Origin of the sequence: Bifidobacterium criceti (assembly GCF_002286935.1) — a bacterium.
Classification (GTDB): Bacteria; Actinomycetota; Actinomycetes; order Actinomycetales; family Bifidobacteriaceae; genus Bifidobacterium; species Bifidobacterium criceti.
On record NZ_MVOH01000006.1, the window covers coordinates 73,301 to 97,153 of the forward strand.

The 23,853-nt window shown below is 63.4% G+C and carries 18 protein-coding genes and 1 tRNA gene; 8 read left to right on the plus strand and 11 right to left on the minus strand.

Features of this window, described 5'->3' with window-relative positions; translation table 11 throughout:
- Nucleotides 1-3: 3 nt before the first annotated feature.
- The 4 genes from carB to efp all read right to left on the minus strand — a co-directional run bounded on the left by carB (nt 4) and on the right by efp (nt 5,727).
- Nucleotides 4-3,396 carry a carbamoyl-phosphate synthase large subunit gene (carB, locus tag B1526_RS02035; RefSeq protein WP_095614464.1) on the minus strand — a complete coding sequence of 1,131 codons (3,393 nt, stop codon included), beginning with the start codon at nt 3,394-3,396 and terminating at the stop codon, nt 4-6.
- Entirely contained in the window at nt 3,383-4,630 is a 1,248-nt protein-coding gene (gene carA / locus B1526_RS02040; RefSeq protein WP_162287919.1) for a glutamine-hydrolyzing carbamoyl-phosphate synthase small subunit, read from the minus strand. Before carA ends, carB begins: the two co-directional genes overlap by 14 nt.
- Nucleotides 4,631-4,698: 68 nt before the next feature.
- Complete coding sequence (gene nusB, locus B1526_RS02045) at nt 4,699-5,130, minus strand: transcription antitermination factor NusB (protein WP_095614466.1); 432 nt, start codon at nt 5,128-5,130, stop codon at nt 4,699-4,701.
- Between the two features lie 33 nt (nt 5,131-5,163).
- Complete coding sequence (gene efp / locus B1526_RS02050) at nt 5,164-5,727, minus strand: elongation factor P (RefSeq protein ID WP_095614467.1); 564 nt, start codon at nt 5,725-5,727, stop codon at nt 5,164-5,166.
- 174 nt (nt 5,728-5,901) lie between these two features.
- Between efp and B1526_RS02055 the strand changes: the two genes are divergently transcribed.
- Together B1526_RS02055 and B1526_RS02060 are read left to right on the plus strand one after the other, a co-directional pair.
- The gene (locus B1526_RS02055; protein ID WP_095614468.1) at nt 5,902-6,453 is read left to right on the plus strand and encodes a hypothetical protein; all 552 of its coding nucleotides are present in this window, start codon (nt 5,902-5,904) and stop codon (nt 6,451-6,453) included.
- Nucleotides 6,454-6,656: 203 nt separating this feature from the next.
- Nucleotides 6,657-7,367 (plus strand): Pr6Pr family membrane protein, encoded by a 711-nt coding sequence (locus B1526_RS02060; RefSeq protein ID WP_095614469.1) that lies wholly within the window; start codon nt 6,657-6,659, stop codon nt 7,365-7,367.
- Nucleotides 7,368-7,723: 356 nt separating this feature from the next.
- Here B1526_RS02060 and tuf read toward each other — a convergent pair whose 3' ends face one another.
- The 6 genes from tuf to B1526_RS02090 all read right to left on the minus strand — a co-directional run bounded on the left by tuf (nt 7,724) and on the right by B1526_RS02090 (nt 13,055).
- Nucleotides 7,724-8,923: an elongation factor Tu gene (tuf, locus tag B1526_RS02065; RefSeq protein ID WP_024540765.1), complete on the minus strand. Its 1,200-nt coding sequence runs from the start codon at nt 8,921-8,923 to the stop codon at nt 7,724-7,726.
- A 168-nt stretch (nt 8,924-9,091) separates the two neighbouring features.
- Nucleotides 9,092-11,221, minus strand: a complete 2,130-nt coding sequence (fusA, locus tag B1526_RS02070; protein ID WP_095614470.1) for an elongation factor G — start codon at nt 11,219-11,221, stop codon at nt 9,092-9,094.
- 33 nt (nt 11,222-11,254) lie between these two features.
- Complete coding sequence (rpsG, locus tag B1526_RS02075) at nt 11,255-11,725, minus strand: 30S ribosomal protein S7 (protein WP_003813834.1); 471 nt, start codon at nt 11,723-11,725, stop codon at nt 11,255-11,257.
- 5 nt (nt 11,726-11,730) lie between these two features.
- Nucleotides 11,731-12,102 carry a 30S ribosomal protein S12 gene (gene rpsL, locus B1526_RS02080; protein WP_006294990.1) on the minus strand — a complete coding sequence of 124 codons (372 nt, stop codon included), beginning with the start codon at nt 12,100-12,102 and terminating at the stop codon, nt 11,731-11,733.
- Nucleotides 12,103-12,465: 363 nt separating this feature from the next.
- Nucleotides 12,466-12,541: transfer RNA gene (locus B1526_RS02085), tRNA-His, on the minus strand.
- Between the two features lie 313 nt (nt 12,542-12,854).
- Nucleotides 12,855-13,055 carry a hypothetical protein gene (locus B1526_RS02090; protein WP_095614471.1) on the minus strand — a complete coding sequence of 67 codons (201 nt, stop codon included), beginning with the start codon at nt 13,053-13,055 and terminating at the stop codon, nt 12,855-12,857.
- Between the two features lie 655 nt (nt 13,056-13,710).
- Here B1526_RS02090 and B1526_RS02095 point away from each other — a divergent pair.
- Both B1526_RS02095 and B1526_RS02100 read left to right on the plus strand, forming a co-directional pair.
- Nucleotides 13,711-14,565 (plus strand): hypothetical protein, encoded by an 855-nt coding sequence (locus B1526_RS02095; protein WP_133088404.1) that lies wholly within the window; start codon nt 13,711-13,713, stop codon nt 14,563-14,565.
- Between the two features lie 49 nt (nt 14,566-14,614).
- The gene (locus B1526_RS02100) at nt 14,615-15,640 is read left to right on the plus strand and encodes a threonine aldolase family protein (RefSeq protein WP_095614473.1); all 1,026 of its coding nucleotides are present in this window, start codon (nt 14,615-14,617) and stop codon (nt 15,638-15,640) included.
- A 98-nt stretch (nt 15,641-15,738) separates the two neighbouring features.
- Here B1526_RS02100 and B1526_RS02105 read toward each other — a convergent pair whose 3' ends face one another.
- Nucleotides 15,739-16,962 carry a glycosyltransferase gene (locus tag B1526_RS02105; protein WP_095614474.1) on the minus strand — a complete coding sequence of 408 codons (1,224 nt, stop codon included), beginning with the start codon at nt 16,960-16,962 and terminating at the stop codon, nt 15,739-15,741.
- Nucleotides 16,963-17,056: 94 nt separating this feature from the next.
- Here B1526_RS02105 and purT point away from each other — a divergent pair, with 94 nt between their 5' ends.
- From purT to B1526_RS02125, 4 genes are all read left to right on the plus strand, one after another.
- The gene (gene purT, locus B1526_RS02110; RefSeq protein ID WP_095614475.1) at nt 17,057-18,304 is read left to right on the plus strand and encodes a formate-dependent phosphoribosylglycinamide formyltransferase; all 1,248 of its coding nucleotides are present in this window, start codon (nt 17,057-17,059) and stop codon (nt 18,302-18,304) included.
- A gap of 154 nt (nt 18,305-18,458) precedes the next feature.
- Nucleotides 18,459-19,211: a phosphoribosylaminoimidazolesuccinocarboxamide synthase gene (purC, locus tag B1526_RS02115; RefSeq protein WP_095614476.1), complete on the plus strand. Its 753-nt coding sequence runs from the start codon at nt 18,459-18,461 to the stop codon at nt 19,209-19,211.
- A 164-nt stretch (nt 19,212-19,375) separates the two neighbouring features.
- The gene (locus B1526_RS02120; protein WP_095614477.1) at nt 19,376-23,107 is read left to right on the plus strand and encodes a phosphoribosylformylglycinamidine synthase; all 3,732 of its coding nucleotides are present in this window, start codon (nt 19,376-19,378) and stop codon (nt 23,105-23,107) included.
- Between the two features lie 175 nt (nt 23,108-23,282).
- Nucleotides 23,283-23,780 carry a pyridoxamine 5'-phosphate oxidase family protein gene (locus B1526_RS02125; RefSeq protein WP_095614684.1) on the plus strand — a complete coding sequence of 166 codons (498 nt, stop codon included), beginning with the start codon at nt 23,283-23,285 and terminating at the stop codon, nt 23,778-23,780.
- Nucleotides 23,781-23,853 lie beyond the last annotated feature (73 nt).

Consider the following 23,853-nt stretch of genomic DNA (forward strand, 5'->3'; position numbering starts at 1 on the left):
CGGCTATTCGTTGTCTTCCGTTCGGCTTTCCATGGCGAACAGCTCACGCGCATGCTCCTGAATGCTCATGACCTGGTAGTCGTTCGCCTTGACGGCCTCTATCGCCAATAGTACCGCAGAGAACTCGGTCATCGTCGTGAACTGCGGCACATCGGCGGCGATCGCGGCGGCGCGGATCGAGTATCCGTCCGAACGCGAACCACGCGAGTTCGGCGTGTTGAGGATGAGGTCGATCTTGCCTTCCTCGATGAGTTCGACGACGTTCTTGCCGATGCTGCCGGCGGCCTTCGCGACCTCGACAGGCGCATCCGGGTCGGAGTCGACGCGCGCCGTGATCTTGTCGACGATCTTCGAGTCGATGCCGTAACGGCGCAGCACGGACGCCGTGCCCTCCGTCGCGCAGATCGTGAACCCGAGTTCAACGAGGCGCACCGCGAAGAGCGGCAGTTGGCGCTTGTCGGTGTCGTTGACGGAGATGAACACGGTTCCCGACGTGGGCAGGCCGCCTTCGTATGCCGAAAGCTGGCTCTTCGCGAACGCGTGCGGGAAGTCGCGGTCGAAGCCCATGACCTCGCCCGTCGAACGCATCTCGGGGCCGAGCAGGATGTCGACGGTCTTGCCGACGGGTGTGCGGAAGCGCTTGAACGGCAGCACCGATTCCTTGATCGCGACCTGCTGGCCGATGCGCACATCGCCGCCGTCGCCGTGCGGCAACAGCAGGCCGTTCGCGCGCTGCTGCTCGATCGTCTCGCCGACCATGATGCGCGCCGCCGCCTTCGCAAGCGCGACGCCCGTCGCCTTCGATGCGAACGGCACCGTGCGCGAGGCGCGCGGGTTCGCTTCGATGACGTAGAGGGTGTTCGCCATGAACGCGTATTGGACGTTGATGAGTCCCTGCACGCCGCAGCCCTTCGCGATTGCGAGCGTCGCCTCGCGCAGCCTGCGGATCTGGTCGTCGCTCAATGTGCTCGGCGGCAATGTGCACGCCGCGTCGCCGGAGTGGACGCCCGCCTCCTCGATGTGTTCCATGATGCCGCCGATATAGAGTTCGTGGCCGTCGTAGAGTGCGTCGACATCGATTTCGATCGCGTCCTGCAGGAACTTGTCGATGAGCAGCGGCGACGGAAGCCGTCCGGAGACGACGGTGTCCGCCTTCGCCTGGTCGAGCGCACGGTTGACGTATTTCTCAAGCTGGGCGTCGTCATAGACGATCTCCATGCCGCGTCCACCGAGCACATAGCTTGGGCGCACAAGCACCGGATAACCGATCGCATGCGCGGCGTCGAGCGCCTCGTCGAGGCTCAGCGCGGTGCCGAAGCGCGGCGCGTTGAGTTTCTCGGCGCGCAGCACTTCGCCGAAGAGCTCGCGGTTCTCGGCGAGGTCGATCGATTCCGGCGTCGTGCCGAGGATCGGCACACCGGCGGCCTTGAGGCGCGCGGCGAGCGAGAGCGGCGTCTGGCCGCCGAGCTGGACGATGACGCCCTTGATCGGTCCCATCTTCTTCTCCGCCTCGTAGATTTCGAGGACGTCCTCGAACGTGAGCGGCTCGAAGTAGAGGCGGTCGGACATGTCGTAGTCGGTCGAGACGGTCTCCGGGTTGCAGTTGACCATGATCGTGTCATAGTCCTTGCCGAGTTCCTGCACGGCGTGCACGCACGTGTAGTCGAACTCGATGCCTTGGCCGATGCGGTTCGGGCCGGAGCCGAGGATGATGACGGCTTCGCGGTCGCGCTTGCGCAGTTCGGATTCGTCGGCGTAGCACGAATAGTAGTACGGTGTCGCCGCGTCGAATTCGGCCGCGCATGTGTCGACGGTCTTGTAGACCGGGTGCAGCCCGTAGTTCCAGCGCAGTTCGCGCACCGTGTTCTCGCCGGCGTCGCCGAGGCCGCGCAGATGCGCGATCTGCAAGTCGGACAGGCCCGCGAGCTTCGCCTTCTTGAGCAGGCGCACGGAAAGCGTCTCGGCGGCGCGCACCTGCATCGCCATGTCGTTGATGATCATGAACTGGCGGATGAACCACGGGTCGATCTTCGTCGCCGCGAAGATCTGCCCTTCGCTCGCACCGCCCCAGATCGCACGCATGAGCTGCAGATAGCGGTGCTCGGTCGGCACCTTCATCGCTTCGAGGAGCTCGTCGACCTCCGCTGCGGACGGGCGTTCGCCGTCCCACGAGAAGCCCATGTCGCGCTTGTCGATCGACCGCATCGCCTTGCCGAGCGATTCGGCAAAATTGCCCGCGAGGGCCATCGCCTCGCCGACCGATTTCATCGACGTCGTCAGGGTCGGGTCGGCGCCCGGGAACTTCTCGAACGCGAAGCGCGGCACCTTCGTGACGACATAGTCGATCGTCGGTTCGAAGCTCGCCGGCGTCGACTTCGTGATGTCGTTCTGGATTTCGTCGAGCGTATAGCCGAGTGCGAGCTTCGTCGCGATCTTCGCGATCGGGAAGCCAGTCGCCTTCGACGCGAGCGCCGACGAGCGCGAGACGCGCGGGTTCATCTCGATGACGATGATGCGTCCGGTGTCCGGATGGATCGCGAACTGGATGTTGCAGCCGCCCGTGTCGACGCCGACGCCGCGGATGATCGCGATGCCGATGTCGCGCAGCTTCTGGTATTCGCGGTCGGTGAGCGTGAAGACCGGCGCGACGGTGATCGAGTCGCCCGTGTGCACGCCGACGGGGTCGACGTTCTCGATCGGGCAGACGACGACGACGTTGTCATTGCGGTCGCGCATGAGCTCAAGCTCGTATTCCTTCCAGCCTTCGATGCCCTCTTCGATGAGCACCTCGTCGGTCGGCGAATAGTGGATGCCCGCGCCCGCGATGCGGTGCAGCTCCTCGGTGTCATGCGCGATGCCGGATCCGAGGCCGCCCATCGTGAAGCTCGGGCGCACGACGAGCGGGAAGCCGAAGCGTTCGGCGATCGCGTCGACTTCCTCGAGTGTATGCGCGATGTCGGAGCGTGCCGATTCGGCGCCCGCCTCCTCGACGACCTGCTTGAACGATTCGCGGTCCTCGCCACGGTCGATCGCCTCAAGCGAGGCGCCGATGAGTTCGACGTTGTACTTCTTGAGGATGCCGGCCTCGCCGAGCGCGACGGCGGCGTTGAGCGCGGTCTGGCCGCCGAGCGTCGGCAGCAGCGCGTCGGGGCGTTCCTTCGCGATGATGCGTTCGAGGATCGGCGTCGCGATCGGCTCGATGTACGTCGCGTCCGCCATCTCCGGATCGGTCATGATCGTCGCGGGGTTGGAGTTGACGAGGATGACGCGGATGCCTTCCTCACGCAGCACACGGCATGCCTGGCTTCCCGAATAGTCGAACTCGGCGGCCTGGCCGATGACGATCGGGCCGGAGCCGATGACCATGACCGACTTGATGTCGTTACGCTTGGGCATTCGTGGATTCCTCCTTGGCTTTCTTGGCGTTGGCGTCGTTCATCATCGTGACGAAGCGGTCGAACAGATAGGCGGCGTCGTGCGGGCCGGCCGCGGCCTCGGGATGGTACTGGACGGAGAACGCCGGGATGTCGACGCACTGCAGACCCTCGACGACGTTGTCATTGAGATCGACATGGCTCACGAAGACCTTGCCGTATTTGCCATCCTCGAACGGAGCATCGACCGTCTCGCCGATCGGGGCGTCGACGGCGAAGCCGTGGTTGTGAGCGGTCACCTCGACTTTGCCGGTCGTCACATCCTTGACGGGCTGGTTGATGCCGCGGTGGCCGAACTTGAGCTTGTAAGTGCCGAAGCCGAGCGCGCGCCCGAGGAGCTGGTTGCCGAAGCAGATGCCGAAGAACGGGTATCCAGCGTCGAGGACGTTGCGCAGCAGCGCGACCATCTGGCCGGCCTGCTCCGGATCCCCCGGGCCGTTCGAGAAGAAGACGCCATCGGGGTTGAGCGCCTCGATCTGTTCGAACGTCGTCGTCGACGGCAGGACATGCACGCGGCAGCCGCGTTCCGCCATGCGGTGCGGTGTCATCGCCTTGATGCCGAGGTCGACCGCGGCGACGGTCGCGATGGGTTCCTTGCCGGCGAAGTCGCCCGTCGGTTCGATGACGTAGGCTTCGTCGGTGCTCACTTCGTCGTAGAGGCTCATGCCCTTCATCTGCGGCGTGTCACGCACGTCGGCGAGGAGCGATTCGACGGAGCGAGGCTCGCCGTCGGCGCCAAGGAGCGCGTCGCCGGAGAAGATGCCGGCGCGCATGACGCCCACGCTGCGCAAATGGCGCACGAGTTTGCGGGTGTCGATATGGCTTATGCCGACGATGCCGTTGCGCTCGAGGTCGTCGTCGAGCGTGCCGTCGGCGCGCCAGTTGCTCACGGTCGGGCTGGGGTCGCGCACGACATAGCCGGCGACCCAGATGCGCGACGATTCCGGATCGTCATGGTTGACGCCGGTGTCGCCGATGTGCGGGAACGTCTGCACGACGATCTGCCGGTCATAGCTTGGATCGGTGAGTGTCTCCTGGTATCCCGTCATCGCGGTCGAGAAGACGATCTCTCCCCTCGTCCCGCCACGCGCGCCGTATGGTTCGCCCACGTAGACTTGCCCGTCCTCAAGCACGAGGACGGCGTCGTCGTCCGTGAACACGGTTGCCGAGTCGATCTGGTTCACCCAAACCCCCATTCATCAAGGTTGTCGAAACGATGGATAGCGGCCGGTTGAGACTCGCGACCCGGCCAAACGCGTCTGGCTTATTCGGCTTTGCCGGATTCCTCGTCACCGGTGTGCTCGGTCGCGCTTACCGCGCTGAGCAAACCATGGATGAAGGATGGTGCATCGTCGTCGCACAAGGTCTTGGCGAGGTTGATCGCTTCATCGATGGCCACTTTGTCGGGGACATCGTCGTTGTAGACGATCTCCCACGTCGCAATACGTAGGATATTACGGTCGACGACGTGCATGCGGCGCACTTTCCAACTTGTGGAATGGTCGTTGAGCATGCGGTCGATGTCCCGGTGATGCTCGGCGACACCGCGCACGATTTCGACGGCGTATTCGGGAAGCGGTGTCTGCGCGCCCGGTTCGGCGATGCGCTCATCAAGAAGGGACAGGATGTCCTGTCCCTTCTCGTCCGCTTCATACAACGTGTTCAGAGCCCTCTTGCGGGCGGTGGAACGTGCCATGGAGCTGTCGTCCTTACTGTCTGGAAAGCCCGATCAGTTCTCGCGGCCCAGATAGGAGCCGTCTTCGGTGCTGACCTTGACCTTCTCGCCTTCGCCGATGAACAGCGGCACCTGGATCTCGGCGCCGGTCTCGACGGTCGCCGGCTTCGTGCCCGCGTTCGAACGGTTGCCCTGCAGGCCCGGCTCGGTGTGCGTGACCGTGAGGACGACGGACGCCGGCAGTTCGACGGAAAGCGGCTGGCCGTCATGGAACGAGACGATGCAGTCGGTGCCTTCGAGCAGGTACTTCGCCTTGTCGCCGACGAGCGCCTTCGGGATCATGACCTGGTCGTAGGTCGTCATGTCCATGAAGACGAAGTTGTCGCCATCGTCGTAGGAGTACTGCAGCGTGCGGTTGTCGACGGTCTCGAACTCCATCTTCATGCCCGCGTTGAAGGTCTTGTCGACGATCTTGCCCGAGAGGACGTTCTTGATCGTCGTGCGCACGAAAGCGGGTCCCTTGCCCGGCTTGACGTGCTGGAACTTGATGACCTGCCACAGCTGGCCGTCCAGGTTGAGGATGGATCCGTTCTTGATGTCGTTGGTAGTCTGTGCCAAATTACTCACCTATTCATTCGACGTATCGTGCAGCTATACAAAGAGCCTTGCATATTATGCCAGCACCTCCATACAGCGTGGCGCCGCCCGCCGTTACGCCGATGACCGCAACCGTCCCCGCGCACGGCCGATGCGCGCTATACCTGAGGGCAGACCCATGTCAAGGAGGCATTCATGATCGATCCACTCGTCAACGACGCACTGCTCGACGGCCGCTCCGTCATCATCGTCGGTGCCGCGCCGCTCGCGGACAAGGTGACGGTGTTCCAGTCGCTCGTCGACGCCGTCGCCGACATGCGCAAGCTCGCCATCATCGATGACAAGCATATCCTGCCGACCGTCCCGCCGTCTGCGAACGTCATCGACGTCGATTTCAAAGGCGTCGATACGATCCACCACGAAATCCGCGATGATGGTGACACGGCCGTCGCGGTGCCGAACATGCGCCGCGGCGACATCGTGCGCATGCTCATGGACTTCGCCGGACAGGAGGACGGACAGGTCCTCCTCGTCAACGACGCACGTTCGGACGCCGAGGACACGCTGCGCGACGATCTGCCGATGATCCTGCTCAAGTCGTCGCCGTCGGGGCACACCGAATTCTCGGACGCCGCGATCAAGGCGATGAACCCGGTCGTCGTCTCGCTCGACGCGAACGGCAACGTCGAATCGCTCGATGTCGTCGACCTCAAGAAGGAAGGCCTGCATACGGTCACGTTCCACTGACCGCATCATCGGATGACGCCGTCTGACGGGGCGCGGACGTGTGCGCACGTCCGCGCCCCGTTTGTCGTTCCATACAAAAACCAGCCGCGCGCTTCCCGCGATTCGCACAACGCGGCACATATCCGCATTGCGTAGGATGATGCGTCGTCCGCGCGCGCCATGCGCGGACGTGTCACGTTCCGATATACGAAAGTGCAGCATCCATGATCCGCAGCAGAACCGCGCAACTCATCCTCCAATCGTGCTACGTCGCGCTCGGCGTCGTCGGCATATTCGGCAGCCTCGGGCTGTACGACGCCGAATTCGACCCCGATTTCTTCGTGTATTTCACGAACCTTTCGAATTACCTGTGCATCGGCTTCATGCTGTGCGAACTCGTCGCGACCGCGCGCCGCCGCGGAGACGGCCCCGTGCGTCTGCACCCCGCGCTCAAGTTCGTGAGCGTCATCGCGATCCTGCTCACGTTCTTCGTCTTCAACCTGCTGCTCGCCGGGCAGCCCGACCGTGACCCCGCGAAGAACTTCGAAGTCACGAGCATCACGTTCCACGTTGTGCTCCCGCTCATGTTCACATTCGACTGGCTGTTGTGCTATGAACACCGCCGCGTGAAGTGGACGTATCCGCTTGCGGCGACAATCTTCCCGCTGTGCTATGTCGGTTTCGTCTACGTACGCGCGTGGCTCTACGGGTTCGACGCCGACGTGCCGCTCCTCTACCCCTATTTCTTCCTCGACGCCTCAGAAATCGGCGTCGGCGGCGTCCTCAGATGGATCGGCGTCCTGCTTGTCGCGTTCATCATATTCGGGTATCTGATGATGGCGGTCGACCGTGTCCTCCCCCGCGGCAGCCGCGGAACGGACGCGTCCACCGACGCACTGACAGCCACCGACGGTGCCGTCATCTCCGACCGTTGATCGATACCGATCGCACACCGCAGACCGCCGCCCAATGCACCATTGGGCGGCGGTCTGTCGTTCTATGCAGCTGTCTGTCGCGGCACCGCCGCCGACTAGATCCATCTGTACGTCATAGACGGCTGCACATCGCGGCACCGCCGCCACGAACTACCATATGCGCGTCGCAGACGGCCGCACATCGCGGCACCGCCGCCAACTAGATCCATTGGAATACTGGTGCGATGGTGAACGACGATATATGGTCGACGATGGTACCGACAAATGGATGTGGATATACGAAGGGAGCCCCCACCATCATGGTGGGGGCTCCCTTGTCAGTCGCGTACTACCGCGTCAGATCGAAGCTGAACGAATCAGCCGAGGATCTTGGTGACACGGCCCGAGCCGACGGTGTGGCCGCCTTCGCGCACTGCGAAGGTGAGGCCCTCTTCCATAGCGATCGGCTGGATGAGCTCGACCGTGAAGGTCGCGTGATCGCCAGGCTGAACCATCTCGACGCCTTCCGGCAGCGTGATGACGCCGGTGACGTCCGTCGTGCGGAAGTAGAACTGCGGACGGTAGTTCGAGAAGAACGGCGAGTGGCGGCCGCCTTCGTCCTTCGTGAGGACGTAGACTTCGCCTTCGAACTTGGTGTGCGGGGTGACCGAACCCGGGGCGGCCACGACCTGGCCACGCTCGACGTCGGTGCGGTTGATGCCGCGCAGGAGCAGACCGGTGTTGTCGCCAGCCTCGCACTCGTCCATCTGCTTGTGGAAGGTCTCGATCGAGGTGACGGTCGTCGTCTGGGTCGGGCGGATGCCGACGATCTCGACGTTCGTGTTGATCGGGAGACGGCCACGCTCGACACGGCCGGTGACGACGGTGCCACGACCGGAGATCGTGAAGACGTCCTCGATCGGCATCAGGAACGGCTTGTCGAGGTCATGGACCGGGGTCGGGATGTAGTCGTCGACATCGTCCATGAGTTCCTTGATCGTCGCAACCCACTTCTCGTGGTCCGGAGCGTCGTCATGCAGCGCGCCGTAAGCGGAGGTGTGGACGACCGGGCAGTCACGGTCGAAGCCGTTCTCGTCGAGGAGGTCGCGGACCTCTTCTTCGACGAGCTCGATGAGCTCTTCGTCATCGACCATGTCGCACTTGTTGAGGGCGACGAGGATCTTCGGGACGCCGACCTGACGGGCGAGCAGGACGTGCTCGCGGGTCTGGGCCATCGGGCCGTCGGTCGCGGCGACGACGAGGATCGCGCCATCCATCTGGGCGGCGCCGGTGATCATGTTCTTGACGAAGTCGGCGTGGCCCGGGCAGTCGACGTGAGCGTAGTGACGCTTCGCGGTCTGGTACTCGATGTGGGCGATGTTGATCGTGATACCACGCTGCTGCTCTTCCGGAGCGGCGTCGATCTGGTTGAAGTCATACTCCGGGTTCAGATCCGGATACTCATCGTGCAGGACCTTCGAGATCGCTGCGGTGAGGGTCGTCTTGCCGTGATCGACGTGGCCGATCGTACCGATGTTAACGTGCGGCTTAGTACGCTCGTACTTTTCCTTTGCCATGTGTTTGTCCTCCTGGACGTTTCTCGTAGTAAGCCTTGAGGCATCAAGGCACTTGCTACAGTTTACTGGGTTTCTGGGTTTTCGCCACTTGATAGGACCCGAACCCAGTCAGCGCTACAAAATACTAGCGCCGACTGGAGACAGGTTCAAGCCAAATGGCAGCGCGTGTCACTCGCCGCGCTGGGCCTTGATGATCTCGTCCGCGACGGCCTTCGGGACCTCCGCGTAGGAGTCCATCTGCATCGTGAACATCGCGCGGCCCTGGGTCTTCGAACGCAGGTCGCCGATGTAGCCGAACATCTCGGACAGCGGGACCTTCGCGTCGATGACCTTGACGCCGGTCGCGTCGTTCATCGACTGGATCGAGCCACGGCGGGAGTTGAGGTCGCCCATGACGTCGCCCATGTACTCCTCCGGGGTACGGACTTCGACGGCCATGATCGGTTCGAGGATGACCGGCTTCGCCTTCGGGGCGGCTTCCTTGAAGCACATCGAGCCTGCGATCTTGAACGCCATTTCCGAGGAATCGACGTCGTGGACCTGGCCATCGACGATCGTCGCCTTGACGCCGACGACCGGGAAGCCGGCGAGGATGCCGGACTCCATGGCCTCCTGCACACCAGCATCGATCGAAGGGATGAATTCCTTCGTGATGTGGCCGCCGGTGACCTCGTTCGCGAACTCGTAGACTTCGCCGTTCTCGGTGTCGAGCGGCTCGAAGTTCATGAGGACCTTCGCGAACTGGCCGGAACCACCGGTCTGCTTCTTGTGCGTGTACTCCTGGCCCATGACGGCCTTGCGGATCGTCTCACGGTAGGCAACCTGCGGCTTGCCGACGTTGCACTCGACCTTGAATTCGCGGCGCATACGGTCGACGATGATGTCGAGCTGGAGCTCGCCCATGCCGGAGATGAGGGTCTGGCCGGACTCTTCGTCGGTCTTGACCTGGAAGGTCGGATCCTCGTCGGAGAGCTTCGCGAGGGCGAGGCTCATCTTCTCCTGGTCGGCCTTCGTCTTCGGCTCGACGGCGACCTCGATGACCGGATCCGGGAACGTCATCGACTCGAGCGAGATCGGGTGCTTCTCATCGCACAGCGTGTCGCCGGTCGTGACGTTCTTGAGACCGACGAACGTGTAGATGTTGCCCGCCTCGGCGGCGTCGACCGGGTTCTCCTTGTCGGCGTGCATCTGGAAGATCTTGCCGACGCGTTCCTTCTTGCCCTTCGTCGAATCGAGCACGTTGTCGCCCGGCTTGACGGAGCCGGAGTAGACGCGCACGAACACGAGCTTGCCGTAGAACGGGTGGGTCGAGATCTTGAAGACGAGCGCCGAGAACGGATCGTCAAGCGTCGGCTTGCGGTCGATCTCGATCGATTCGTCGGACGGGTCGAAGCCGACGATGGACGGGACATCCTCCGGGCTCGGCAGGTAGTCGACGACGGCGTCAAGCATCGGCTGCACGCCCTTGTCCTTGAACGCGGAACCGCACAGGACCGGATAGGCCTCACGTGCGATCGTGAGCGTGCGGATGCCCTTGCGGATCTCCTCTTCGGTCAGGTCGCCGGTCTCGAGGTACTTCTCGATGAGCTCCTCGTCCGACTCCGCGACCTGGTCGAGGAGTTCGGCGCGGTACTGCTCGGCGCGTTCCTTGAGATCGTCCGGGATGTCCACGGTGTCGTAGTGGGCGCCCATGTCGTCCTTGACGTCGTTCCAGACGTAGGCCTTCATGCGGATGAGGTCGACGACGCCGACGAAGTCGTTCTCAGCGCCGATCGGCAGCTGGACGACGAGCGGGGTCGCCCCGAGCTTCTCCTTGATCGTGTCGACCGAGTAGTAGAAGTCGGCGCCGAGCTTGTCCATCTTGTTGATGAAGCAGATGCGCGGGACACCGTACTTGTCGGCCTGACGCCACACGGTCTCGGACTGCGGCTCGACGCCTTCCTTGCCGTCGAAGACGGCGACGGCGCCATCGAGGACGCGAAGCGAACGCTCCACCTCGGCGGTGAAGTCGACGTGGCCCGGCGTATCGATGATGTTGATCTGGAACTTCTCGCCCGTGTCATGGGTCTGGCGGTTCCAGAAGCACGTCGTCGCGGCGGACTGGATGGTGATGCCGCGCTCCTGCTCCTGCGCCATGAAGTCCATCGTCGAAGCGCCGTCGTGGGTCTCGCCGATCTTGTAGTTCTTACCGGTGTAGTACAGAATACGCTCGGTAGTGGTGGTCTTACCGGCATCGATGTGAGCCATGATGCCGATGTTACGAACCTGGTTGAGGTTGGTAAGCACGTCCAGTGCCATGAATGTTCCTTAACTCTTCGTTTCCGTGACTGATTACCAGCGGTAATGCGCGAAGGCCTTGTTGGCTTCCGCCATCTTGTGGGTGTCCTCACGACGCTTCACGGAAGCGCCGAGGCCGTTGGAGGCGTCGAGGATCTCGTTCGCGAGGCGCTCGGCCATCGTCTTCTCACGGCGTGCGCGGGAGAAATCGGTCAGCCAGCGCAGCGAAAGCGTGTTCGCGCGGGCCGGCTTGACCTCGACCGGGACCTGGTAGGTCGCGCCGCCGACACGGCGGGAACGGACCTCGAGGGACGGACGGATGTTGTCAAGCGCGCGCTTGAGCACCGCGACCGGTTCCTGGTCGGTCTTCTCCTTGACCATATCGAGGGCCGAGTAGACGATGTCCTCGGCGATCGACTTCTTGCCGTCGAGCAGAATCTTGTTGATGAGCTGCGCCACGACGGTCGAGCCGTAGATCGGGTCCGGCAGCAGCTGGTGTTTCTTGGCGGGTCCTTTACGTGACATATCTCTTACTTCGCCTTCTTTGCTCCGTACAGGGAACGGCCCTGCTTACGATCCTTGACACCCTGCGTATCGAGCGCGCCACGCACGATGTGGTAACGCACGCCCGGCAGATCCTTGACACGGCCGCCGCGCACGAGCACGATCGAGTGCTCCTGCAGGTTGTGGCCTTCGCCCGGGATGTAAGCGGTGACTTCGACGCCCGAGCTCAGACGGACACGGGCGACCTTACGCAGAGCCGAGTTCGGCTTCTTCGGCGTCGTCGTGTACACACGGGTGCACACGCCGCGGCGCAGCGGGCTTCCCTTGAGAGCCAAAGTCTTGGACTTCTTCGGCTTTGCCTTGCGTCCCTTACGGACAAGCTGTTCAATAGTAGGCAACTTGAATTCTCCGATTCAGTGGTTTCTGTTCTTCCTAGTGAAGCCGACTGATCGCAGCCTCACTTTCCCCCACTTCACTGAATGAAGAAAAGACAGCCACTGTTCACCGGCCCGATGACCCTTCGTTCTCCCTCTGCCGCATTACTGCGCGTGGTACAAACGAACTTGGGGATATCCCAGCGCGAGCTCCTGTCACATAAGGTGCTTGGCTGGCACACACAAGTTATGAACATACCACACGGGCCGGATATACCGCAATTGTGAAGACGCGCGCGGTGTGTCTTCACCATTCATCGCGATTGCGCGCCGCGTCGCCCATGTGCTGTGGAAAACAGAGAACCCTCCACGAGGGAGGGTTCTCGATGGGGTGGCTAACGCGGCTCGAACGCGCGACCTTCTGAACCACAATCAGATGCTCTACCAACTGAGCTATAGCCACCATCGCAACGGTTCCGTGAAGAACCGGGCAACAGATGAAAACTATACACCACCTCCACCCAAATCCCGCACACGGCGTGTCGTCTACCTCCGATACTTCACCCGCACCACTCCCCAACGGCCTGTCGCGCACCGCGAAGAGGTAGACTGGAACCATAATTCAACAGGGTTCACAACATGAAGCACATGTGGTGCTTGGCTCCTTTCCCTACATGATGGTTTCCTGTACTGGAGTGATGTGGATGAGAGTGAACATCACCGTGGTCATGGGTAGGTCAGGTGACCCGTGCGGCGCGCGCCGATGACGGCATCCGTCACACGTCGACGATGACGGAGGCGGCAATGGACGCCACCACCGTCGGATGATTGGCGGCGACGCGCTGGGAGCACGAGACCTGACGTTTCCGGGAATCGGCGGTTTCGACCTCGGACAGGTCGGATTCCCGGCGCACGTGCATCGCCGATGTGTTGGATGATATGGCGATGTCGAAGAACGAGACGGCCCCCGAAGGCACCTAGACACTTCGGGGGCCGTCTTCATGCGTGCACCCTGTTGCCCCGTGCACCGTGCTTTCTGTGTACCCTGTTCCCCAGCGTCCCACTTCGCAGTTCCCACCTGCAAATCCACCCGCAAACACACCCATTCGCGTCCCACTCCGCAGACCACACCGACGAAACCAGACACAATGTCCCACTTCGCAGCCACTACCTATCAATCCACCCGCAAACGCCCCCACTTGCATCCCACTTCGCAGACCACACCGACGAACCCGGACACAACGTCCCACACCGCAGCTCACACCAGCAAATCCGCCCGCAAACGCCCCCGTGTACGTCCCACTCCGCAGACCACACCGACGAAATCGGACACAGCCTCCCACACCGCGGTTCCCACCTGCAAATCCACCCGCAAACACACCTGTTTGCGTCCCGACTTGCAATCCGCATCCACGAAAACGGACACAGCGTCCCACTTCGCGGTTCCCACCTGCAAATCCACCCACAAACGCCCCCATTTGCGTCCCACTTCGCAGACCACACCGACCAATCCACCCACAATCGCGCACAGCTACACCGCTACACCACTCACCACAACACCGCATCGTCTACGCTGGAACCATGACCTTCCTTCCGCTCACCACAGCTGCCGCAACCTCCGCAACAGCCACGATGTCCACGACAACCGCCGACTTCGTCGCGCGCCGCCAGTTCGCGCCCCTCTACATCTGGCTCGACGTCGCGTTCCTCATGTTCTACGCCGCGCTGTTGCTGTGGCGCCGCCGCCGTATGACGGTACTCGTCGGCATCGCCGCCGGACTGTTGTATTTCGCAGTCGACTTCGGCATCTTCCATCTTGCGCTCGGTACGCGTTCGATCTCGCCGAACGCGTCATTGTTCTGGGTGTTGTTGTGGATGTCGATGAGTTACGGTTTCACGAATTTCACATGGATATGGCTGTATCTGCGACACGACGACCGTCTCGTCGAATGGTCGACGCTCATATTCGGATGGTGGTTCTGCGCGCCGCTCATCACACAGACGATCACATCCCGTTTCCTCCCCGACGAGGTAGCCGATCCGATCACGATCGAACGCACGACGGGCGCCTACCACGGATGGATGGCGGTCATCCTGTTCGTCGGATACGCGGGCGTCATCATCCACAACCTCACACGCGCGCCACGCCCCGCGCTGCGCATCGACATCCGTTGGCTCCTCGTATGCGGCATCGGCATCCAGTTCGCATGGGAGGCGGCGCTGCTGCTCGGCGGCATCCGCAGCGCCGGACTGGGCCTCGTCGAGTCGCTCAAGCCGCTCGTCATCGATTCGCTTCTCGAGACGAACCTCGGTATGCCGTACGTCTATCTGATCTTCCTCGCCGTGTCCGCACGTTGGCATGAGGACCTCACACCCCGCACACCCGCGCTTTCGCTTGCGCGCTCGCTCGAACGTTCGAACGCGCGCATGCGCCACGCACCGTTCACCGTCACCACAATCCGCCGCGGCGCGGACGTGGACGACTAGACTGGCATACTACCGACGCTTGAACCATCCCGAACCAAGGAGTTTCGCAATGCTGTCCTTCCAGAACGACTATTCCTCGACCGCCGCGCCGCAGATCCTCGCGCGCGTACAGCAGATCCAGCACGAGCAGCATCCGGGCTACGGCACCGACGACTACTGCAAGACCGCCGCCGACAAGATCGCCGCACAGTGCGACGACCCCCGGGCGCAGGTGTGGTTCCTCGTCGGCGGCACACAGACGAACCAGACGGTCATCTCGGCGATCACACCGCAATACGCGGGCGTCGTGTGCGCGGACAGCGGCCACATCAACACGCATGAGGCGGGCGCGATCGAGGCGACCGGACACAAGGTGCTCGCGTTGGCGAACGAGGACGGCAAGATCACGGCCGAACAACTCGACGACTATTGCGAACGGTTCTATGCGGATCCGAACCATACGCACATGGTCTTCCCCGGTTCCGTCTACATCTCCCAACCGACCGAATACGGCACCGTCTACACACTTGAGGAGCTCGAATCGCTCTCCCAGGTCGCGCACGACCGTGACCTGCCGCTGTTCATCGACGGTGCGCGCCTCGGCTACGCGTTGACGAGCGACGGCAACGACGCCGACCTCGACGACATCGCGCGCGTCGCCGATGTGTTCACAATCGGCGGCACGAAGGTCGGAGCGATGTTCGGCGAGGCCGTCGTGTTCACCCGCGCGAACACGCCCGCGAATTTCACGACGCTCGTCAAGCAGCGTGGCGCGCTCCTCGCGAAGGGATGGCTGTTGGGTCTGCAGTTCGACGCGTTGTTCACCGACGACCTGTACTTCAAACTGTCCGCACACGCGAACAAGGAGGCCGACAAGATTCGCGAAGCGCTCGCGGACAAGGGTTACGATGTGGCCTTCGTCTCGCAGACGAACCAGATCTTCATCACCGTCTCCGACAAGAAGGCCGCCGAACTCGCCGAGCATGTGACGCTGGGGTTCATCGAGGCCGTCGGTACGGACAGCGTCATGCTGCGCATCTGCACAAGCTGGGCGACGACCGATGACGAGGTCGACGAACTGATCTCGTATCTGTGACGACCTGTACGGATCCAGATACCGGTCAGATATGCGATGCGCGCCCACCACTGTTCTGTGGTGGGCGCGCATCGCATATGGCACAATCCTCTCATTTCCTATTCCTCACCGTCGCTTCCTGCGGCGCGTGTGCCCGCCTTATGCGCGGCGATGACCTCACGTTCCATCCTGACGAACCGTTTGACCGACTGTTCGACCGAATACGTCTCCTTCGTATGTTCGGCGTAGGTCTCCCCCCATTCGTTGAGGTCGCGCGGATGGTCGATCCACCAGTCGATGCGGTCGGCGAGCTCCTCGGGATGGCCGATCGGATACGACGATTCCGGGGTGAGCGAGAACTGCCCGGCCGCGCTCAACGGCGAGTCGGCGATGACGGGGACAAGGCCACACGCCATCCCTTCGATGACGCTCACCGATTCGAGGTCGGCGATCGACGGATGGCACAACAGGTCGCATGAGCGCAGCAGGTCCGGCATGTCGGCGTTCCTATGGAACCCGATTGTCGCGGGACGCTTGAGCAGCTTGCGCGCCTTGCGCACGACGCGCCGCTTGATCGGACCGGTGCCGGCGATCGTCAGATGGATGTCATCGGCGTGTGCGCTCAATGCGATCGCCTCGATGAGTTCGATATGGTTCTTCTCGTTCGCGAGTCTTCCCGACGCGATGATGCGGAACGGCACGGCCGCAGGCTCCGCGCCCGGACGCTGTCGCTTCGCCGTGAACCGTGGCTGGTAGCCGTTCGAGATGACGTAGATCGGCTCGCCGTAATGGTGTTTCTCAAGCAGGTGCGCGCCGAGCTTCGTCGGCACATGGATCGCGTCGACGTTGCGGTAGAGCCAATGGTGGAACAGCCAGTACAGGAACGAGTTCATGCCGGGGATGTAGCGCAGCGGCCCGGCCGAGTACATGACGTTCTCCGGCTGGACATGGAAGCCGGCCGTGACCGGCAGCCCGTGCGCACGTGCGTTCGCAAGCGCATGCCTGCCGAATTTGAACGGTTCGTAGATGTGCACGACGTCGACGCCGTCGAACGCGCGGTCGAAGAGCGTCTTGCTCGGCTGCGCGAACTGCATCTGCTGCTTCGCCGATATCCAGCTGACGAGCGGGATGTGGTTGACGCGCGCCGGGTAGCGTGGGGCGCCGATGCCGACGAGCCGCACCTCGTGCCCTTGCCGTTTGAGTTCGGCCGCCCATTGCGTCGCCGAGTTGGACGTGCCGTTGCCCCCGTTGCCGGATGTGTCGACGACGAGCGCGACTGTGAGCGGCCATTCGTCATTGTCGCGGTCCGCGTCGGCGGATGCCGTGTTCTGTTGTGCGCACATGGTTGTCAAGTCTAGCGGTCGGTGCGCCGAACCGGCGGTTCGCGGCGACGGGGGTGGCTCCACGCACGTGCACTGCCGGTGGCACAATGGTGCCATGACGAAATTCGATTGTGCCCTCGGCACCCCCAACGGCAACCATCCCACACGTGCGCTCCTGCTCGGTTCCGGCGAGCTCGGCAAGGAGGTCGCGATCTCGCTCACGCGTCTCGGCGTGCGTGTCATCGCCGCCGATTCCTATGCGCATGCGCCCGCGCAGCAGGTCGCGCATGAGGCGCGCGTCCTCGACATGGCGAACGCGGACGCATTGCGTGCACTCATCGCGGATGTCGATCCGGACATCATCATCCCCGAGGTCGAGGCGATTGCGACACCGGTGCTCGAAGAGGCCGAGCACAATGGCGCGCACGTCGTGCCGAGCGCGAAGATCGCCGGCATCTGCATGGACCGCGAGGCGCTGCGCACGCTCGCGGCGGATGAGCTGGGACTGCCGACGACGCCGTTCCGTTTCGCAGGTTCCCTCAACGAACTCAAGGCGGCGGCCGACGCGATCGGATACCCGTGCGTCGTCAAGCCGGTCATGAGCTCGTCCGGACACGGCCAGTCGGTCGTGCACGATGCGGACGGCGTTGCGGACGCGTGGACGGAGGCGCAACAGGGGCGCCGCGCGCATGACGAAGGCGACGTGTCGCGCGTCATCGTCGAACGCCTCGTCGACCTTGACTACGAACTGACGATGCTCACCGTGAGCTCGTCCGCGGGCGTCGTCGTCTGCGAGCCGATCGGGCAGCGCCAGCAGGACGGCGACTACCGCGACTCGTGGCAGCCGGCGAACGTGCCCGCGGATGTGCTCGCGGAGGCGAAACGCATCGCGGACGCGGCGGTGAACGGACTCGTCGCTCGCGCGGGCACGGACAGCGCGTGGGGCGTGTTCGGCGTCGAGCTGTTCGTGCTCAAGGACGGCGACGTCCTGTTCAACGAAGTATCGCCGCGCCCGCATGACACGGGCATGGTCACGATGATCAGCCAACGGTTGAGCGAATTCGACCTGCACGCGCGCGCGATGCTCGGCGCACCGGTCACCGAAGGGCACGTCGCGCTCGACATCCCGGAGCATACGGCGGCCGCGAGCCACGCGATCGTCGTCGAGGGACACGGCGAAGCCGAGTTCACGAACCTTGACGAGGCGCTCGCGCAACCGGGGACCGACGTGCGCGTCTTTGCGAAACCGAAGGTCGAAGGGCACCGCAGGATGGGCGTCGCGCTCGCGCTCGGCGCGGACGTCGCGGAAGCGCGCGTGCGCGCCGTCGAAACGGCGCAGGCGCTCTCGATCACCGTCATCTGAAAACCGCCATCCCGGCCGCGCGGCGCATACCGCGCCGCGCGGCCGTTTGAAACGTGAGAAACACCGCGCCCATGTTAGCGCCGCTTGCTACGCTGATGGCGTCAGTTCATCAGCGTTCCATTTTGTAGATCCACGGAAGGCAGAAGCACCAATTATGCAGAAAATGGACAAGCTCTACGAGGGCAAGGCCAAGAAACTGTACGCAACCGACGACCCGGACGTCCTTTGGGTCGAATACATGAACCAGGCGACCGCCGGCAACGGCGCGAAGAAGGCTCAGATCGAAGGCAAGGGAAGCCTCAACAACCGCATCACGTCGGTCCTCTTCGACCTGCTCAAGGCCCGTGGAGTCGATTCCCATTTCATCAAGCGCATCTCGGACACCGAGCAGCTCGTCCGCTCGATGGACATGTACCCGCTCGAGATCATCATGCGCAACACGGCGGCCGGTTCGTTCGCGAAGCGCTACGGCGTCGAGGAGGGCACGAAGCTTGCACGGCCAATCCTCGAATTCTGCTACAAGTCCGATGAGCTCGGCGACCCGTTCATCAACGACGACGGCATCGTCGCGCTCGGCCTCGCGTCCGACGAGGAGCTCGCCGAGATCTCGAAGCAGGCGCGCGCCGTCAACGACGCGCTCCTCGACATCTTCTCGAAGATTGACGTGCAGCTCGTCGACTTCAAGATCGAGGAAGGCAAGACGTCCGGCGGCACGATCCTGCTCGCCGACGAGATCACGCCTGACACGTGCCGCCTGTGGGACCTCAAGGACGGTTCGGGCCAGATCGAGCACCTCGACAAGGATCTGTTCCGCCGCGACCTCGGCAACATCATCCCCGCCTATGAGGAGATCTACGATCGCCTGACAGCGCTTGCACAGCAGGAAGGCATCGAACGCGCCGAATGACATGAGCGGCCCGCATCTGGTGTTCGCCACCGGGTGCGGGCCGATTCCGTCCGCCACCCCCTCCCCTTTTTTCTTACATTGATTTCCCCATCCGTGCCGGCTACGGCACGGCTCCCGTTTTTTCAGCACCAGTTTCCATCACCAAGAGAGAGCAAGGAAGAACCGTGGTTTTCCGCGTATATGTTGAAAAGAAGCCCGGCTTTGACGTCGAGGCCCAGCAGCTCACCCACGAACTCAGGACGATTCTGGGCATCAAGCCGCTTGAGCGGATCCGCCTGATCAACCGCTACGACGTCGAGGGCATCGGCGAGGACCTGTTCGAACAGGTCGTGCCGACCGTCTTCAGCGAACCGCAGTCCGACGACGTCGCGTTCGACTTTCCCGATTTCGGCGACGACGCCGTGTTCGCCGTCGAGTTCCTTCCCGGACAGTTTGACCAGCGCGCCGACTCGGCGAGCGAATGCATCCAGCTCATCAGCCAAGGTGAACGCCCGACCGTGCGTTCGGCGACGCTCTACGCGCTGCAGGGCAATCTGAGCACGCCCGACATCGACGCGATCAAGAAGTACGTCATCAACCCGGTCGAAGCGCGCGAAGCGAGCCTCGCGACGCGCGACACGCTCGTGACGCAGATCCCGACGCCCGGCAAGGTCGAAGTCATCGACGGCTTCCGCGGGATGGACGACGAACAGCTCGAACGCTTCATCGCCGACCGTGGGCTCGCGATGGACGTCGCCGACCTGCAGTTCTGCCGCGACTACTTCATCGACGAGGACCGCGACCCGACGATCACCGAGATCAAAGTCATCGACACGTACTGGTCCGACCATTGCCGCCACACGACATTCGGCACGCAGCTCGACGACGTGACGATCGACGACGCGACCGTCAAGGAGGCCTTCGAACGCTATCTGCGGATGCGTGAGGAGCTCGGGCGCGCCGACCGCCCAGTCACACTGATGGACATGGGCACGCTCGGCGCGAAGTGGCTCAAGGCGAACGGCATCTTGACGAACCTCGACGAATCCGAGGAGATCAACGCGTGCACCGTCAAGGTCAAGGTCGACGTCAACGGCGAGGACGAGGACTGGCTCTTCCTGTTCAAGAACGAGACGCACAACCACCCGACCGAGATCGAACCGTTCGGCGGCGCCGCGACATGCATCGGCGGCTGCATCCGCGATCCCCTCTCGGGACGCTCGTACGTCTACCAGGCGATGCGCGTGACGGGCGCGGCGGATCCGCGCACGCCTATCGACGAGACGCTTGAAGGCAAGCTGCCGCAGCGCAAGCTCGTCACGACGGCCGCGCATGGCTATTCGTCCTACGGCAACCAGATCGGGCTCGCGACCGGACAGGTCGATGAGATCTACCATCCCGGCTACGTCGCGAAACGCATGGAGGTCGGCGCCGTCGTCGCGGCGACGCCCGCCGACCATGTGCGCCGCGAGACGCCCGCACCGGGCGACCGGATCATCCTGCTCGGCGGCCGCACGGGCCGTGACGGCATCGGCGGCGCGACCGGCTCGTCGAAGGCACACAACGTCGAATCGCTCGAACTCGACGGCGCCGAGGTTCAGAAGGGCAACGCGCCGGTCGAACGCAAGCTCCAGCGCCTCTTCCGCCGCGGCGACGCATGCCGCCTCATCAAGCGCTGCAACGACTTCGGCGCGGGCGGCGTCTCGGTCGCGGTCGGCGAGATCGCCGACGGCCTCGACGTCGACCTCAACAAGGTCCCGAAGAAATACGAAGGACTCGACGGCACCGAACTCGCGATCTCCGAATCGCAGGAACGCATGGCCGTCGACGTCGCCGCCGAGGACGTCGACGAATTCCTCACCTACGCGAAGGAGGAGAACCTCGAAGCGTCCGTCATCGCGACCGTCACCGAGGAACCCCGTATGGTCATGCGTTGGGACGGGGACACAATCGTCGACCTGTCGCGCGAATTCCTCGCATCGAACGGCGCGGACAAGCACCAGGACGCGCATGTGGTGGAACAGGGCACGTATGCCACGCCGTTCGGCGAAGGCACGCTCGAGGAACGCATGCACGCGATGCTCGCGGACATCAACGTCGCCTCGAACAAGGGCCTGTCCGAACGCTTCGATTCGACGATCGGCGCGGGCACCGTGCTCATGCCGTTCGGCGGCCGCAGGCAGCTGACCGCGCCGATGGCGATGGTCGCGAAACTGCCCGTCTTCGGCGAGACGACGACGGCATCCGCGATGGCATGGGGCTTCAACCCGTACATCATGGAACGCAACCAGTTCACCGGCGCATACCTCTCGGTCGTCGAATCGCTCGCGAAGCTCGTCGCCGCAGGCTTCGAACACGAGAAGGCGTACCTGAGCTTCCAGGAGTACTTCGAGAAGCTGCGCGACGAGCCGGAACGCTGGGGCAAGCCGCTCGCGGCCGTGCTCGGCGCGCTCATGGCCCAGGTCGACCTTGGCGTCGGCGCGATCGGCGGCAAGGATTCGATGTCCGGATCGTTCGAGGACCTCGACGTGCCCCCGACACTCATCTCGTTCGCCGTCGCGGTCGGCGACATGCGCCGCGCGACAAGCCCCGAGTTCAAGCAGGGCGGCCACCACGTCGTGCGCATCGCGCCACGCTACCTCGACGACGGCATCACCCCGGACAAGGACGCGCTCCTCGAGGTGTTCCGCGTCGTCGAAGACCTCGTTGACTTCCACGACGCGGTCGCGGTCGCGACACCGGGATACGGCGGCACCGCGGAATCGCTCTTCCGCATGACGCTCGGCAACGCGATCGGCGTCCGTCTCGACGACTCGATCAACGTCGACGACCTCTTCGCCCCGGCGTATGGATCGTTCATCGTCGAACTCGCGGACGACGCGAAGATCCCCGCAGCGTCGAACCTCGTCGACATCGCACAGGTCGGCGAAACGACGGACGAGTACGTCTTCCACGCGGACGGCGTCGACCTGCCGCTCGCGCAGCTGCAGGAGACATGGGAACGCGGACTCGAATCGGTCTTCCCGTACCGCACCCCCCACGGCACCGAACTCGAACAGGTCGAGACCGTCTCGTTCGCAACGCAGCGGCGCGTGCAGTACACGGGGCCGAAGATCGCGAAACCGCGCGTCGTCATCCCGGTGTTCCCCGGCAACAACTGCGAATACGACACGGCGGCCGCGTTCGAACGCGCGGGCGCGGACGTGACGACGCTCATCGTCAACAACCTCACGCCGCAGGCGGTCGCGGAGTCGACGCAAGCGCTCGTCGACGAGATCGGACGCAGCCAGATCGTCATGATTCCGGGCGGCTTCTCGGGTGGCGACGAACCGGACGGGTCGGCGAAGTTCATCACCGCGTTCTTCCGCGCCCCCGCCGTCACCGAAGCGGTGCGCGACCTGCTCAAGAACCGTGACGGTCTGATGCTCGGCATCTGCAACGGCTTCCAGGCGCTCATCAAGCTCGGCCTCGTGCCGTTCGGCGACATCGTGCCGATGACCGATGCCTGCCCGACGCTCACGTTCAATGAGATCGGATGCCACCAGAGCCGCCTCGTGCGCACGCGCGTCGCGTCGAACCTCTCGCCGTGGCTCGCGAAGACCGAGGTCGGCGACGTGCACACCGTCGCGATCTCGCACGGCGAAGGACGCTTCGTCGCCTCGTACGACATGCTCGCGCAGCTGGCCACGAACGGCCAGATCGCCACGCAGTACGTCGACGAGGACGGCGTGCCGAGCATGGACTTGTCGGTCAATCCGAACGGTTCGATGCTCGCCGTTGAAGGCATCACAAGCCCCGACGGCCGCGTCTTCGGCAAGATGGGCCATTCGGAGCGTTCGGGCAACGGCCTGTACATGAACGTGCCGGGCAACACCTACCAGCCGATCTTCGAGGCGGGCGTCGCCTACTTCGCGTGATGTGACAGGAAGCGGGGGTTTCTCGGTGTCTTTGGGTGTCGTGAACCCCCAAAGACACCGAGAAACCCCCGCTTTTGACGCGACACGCCCATATGGGGCCTTTTCGGCACCCAAAGATGCTGAGATATGGAGGAACAGCATGCTGGAGCAGGACCCAACCACCCAGCTGCGTCCGATGCGCCGCGCCGATCGCGAAGTGCATGCCCCGGAGGACGTCGAGGCGATTCTGCGCGATTGCGCCGACGTGCGCGTCGCCTATCAGGATGCCCAAGGCCTGACGATCGTACCGGTGAACTTCGCGTATGAGTTCGCACCGGGCATGTTGCGGCTGTTCATGCATTCGGCGCGTGAGGGGCGCAAGATCGACGCGATCCGCGCGGCCGGGAACGTCCTGCCCGTCGCGTTCGAAATGGATTGCGACGCGACCGTATACACCGGGCGCACACCATGCTCGTCGACGACGGCGTTCCGGTCAATCATCGGCACCGGCGTGGCGAGCCTCGTGGAGGACACCGAGCAGAAAATCGAGGCGCTCACATTGCTCATGCGGCAGCGCACCGCGATGCACGACGTCACGTTCCTGCTACGGCAGGTCGCGAAGGTCGCCGTATGGCGCATCGAGTCGACCGAATTCACGGCGAAACGGCATCCGGCGCCCGCCGCACGCATGTGAACATGCCTTTCTGCCCATCTTTGGGTACCCAAACCGGCCCCTTACGGGCGCGTTGCACCAAAAGCGGGGTCAT

What these genes read in the sequence shown, in the direction of transcription:
- nusB (WP_095614466.1), bottom strand. Translation starts at nt 5,130, where the DNA reads ATGGCACGTTCCACCGCCCGCAAGAGGGCTCTGAACACGTTGTATGAA.
- purC (WP_095614476.1), top strand. Translation starts at nt 18,459, where the DNA reads ATGCAGAAAATGGACAAGCTCTACGAGGGCAAGGCCAAGAAACTGTAC.
- carB (WP_095614464.1), bottom strand. Translation starts at nt 3,396, where the DNA reads ATGCCCAAGCGTAACGACATCAAGTCGGTCATGGTCATCGGCTCCGGC.
- rpsG (WP_003813834.1), bottom strand. Translation starts at nt 11,725, where the DNA reads ATGTCACGTAAAGGACCCGCCAAGAAACACCAGCTGCTGCCGGACCCG.
- carA (WP_162287919.1), bottom strand. Translation starts at nt 4,630, where the DNA reads ATGGGGGTTTGGGTGAACCAGATCGACTCGGCAACCGTGTTCACGGAC.
- B1526_RS02125 (WP_095614684.1), top strand. Translation starts at nt 23,283, where the DNA reads ATGCGCCGCGCCGATCGCGAAGTGCATGCCCCGGAGGACGTCGAGGCG.
- B1526_RS02100 (WP_095614473.1), top strand. Translation starts at nt 14,615, where the DNA reads ATGCTGTCCTTCCAGAACGACTATTCCTCGACCGCCGCGCCGCAGATC.
- B1526_RS02105 (WP_095614474.1), bottom strand. Translation starts at nt 16,962, where the DNA reads ATGTGCGCACAACAGAACACGGCATCCGCCGACGCGGACCGCGACAAT.
- B1526_RS02095 (WP_133088404.1), top strand. Translation starts at nt 13,711, where the DNA reads ATGTCCACGACAACCGCCGACTTCGTCGCGCGCCGCCAGTTCGCGCCC.
- B1526_RS02055 (WP_095614468.1), top strand. Translation starts at nt 5,902, where the DNA reads ATGATCGATCCACTCGTCAACGACGCACTGCTCGACGGCCGCTCCGTC.
- fusA (WP_095614470.1), bottom strand. Translation starts at nt 11,221, where the DNA reads ATGGCACTGGACGTGCTTACCAACCTCAACCAGGTTCGTAACATCGGC.
- purT (WP_095614475.1), top strand. Translation starts at nt 17,057, where the DNA reads ATGACGAAATTCGATTGTGCCCTCGGCACCCCCAACGGCAACCATCCC.
- tuf (WP_024540765.1), bottom strand. Translation starts at nt 8,923, where the DNA reads ATGGCAAAGGAAAAGTACGAGCGTACTAAGCCGCACGTTAACATCGGT.
- B1526_RS02060 (WP_095614469.1), top strand. Translation starts at nt 6,657, where the DNA reads ATGATCCGCAGCAGAACCGCGCAACTCATCCTCCAATCGTGCTACGTC.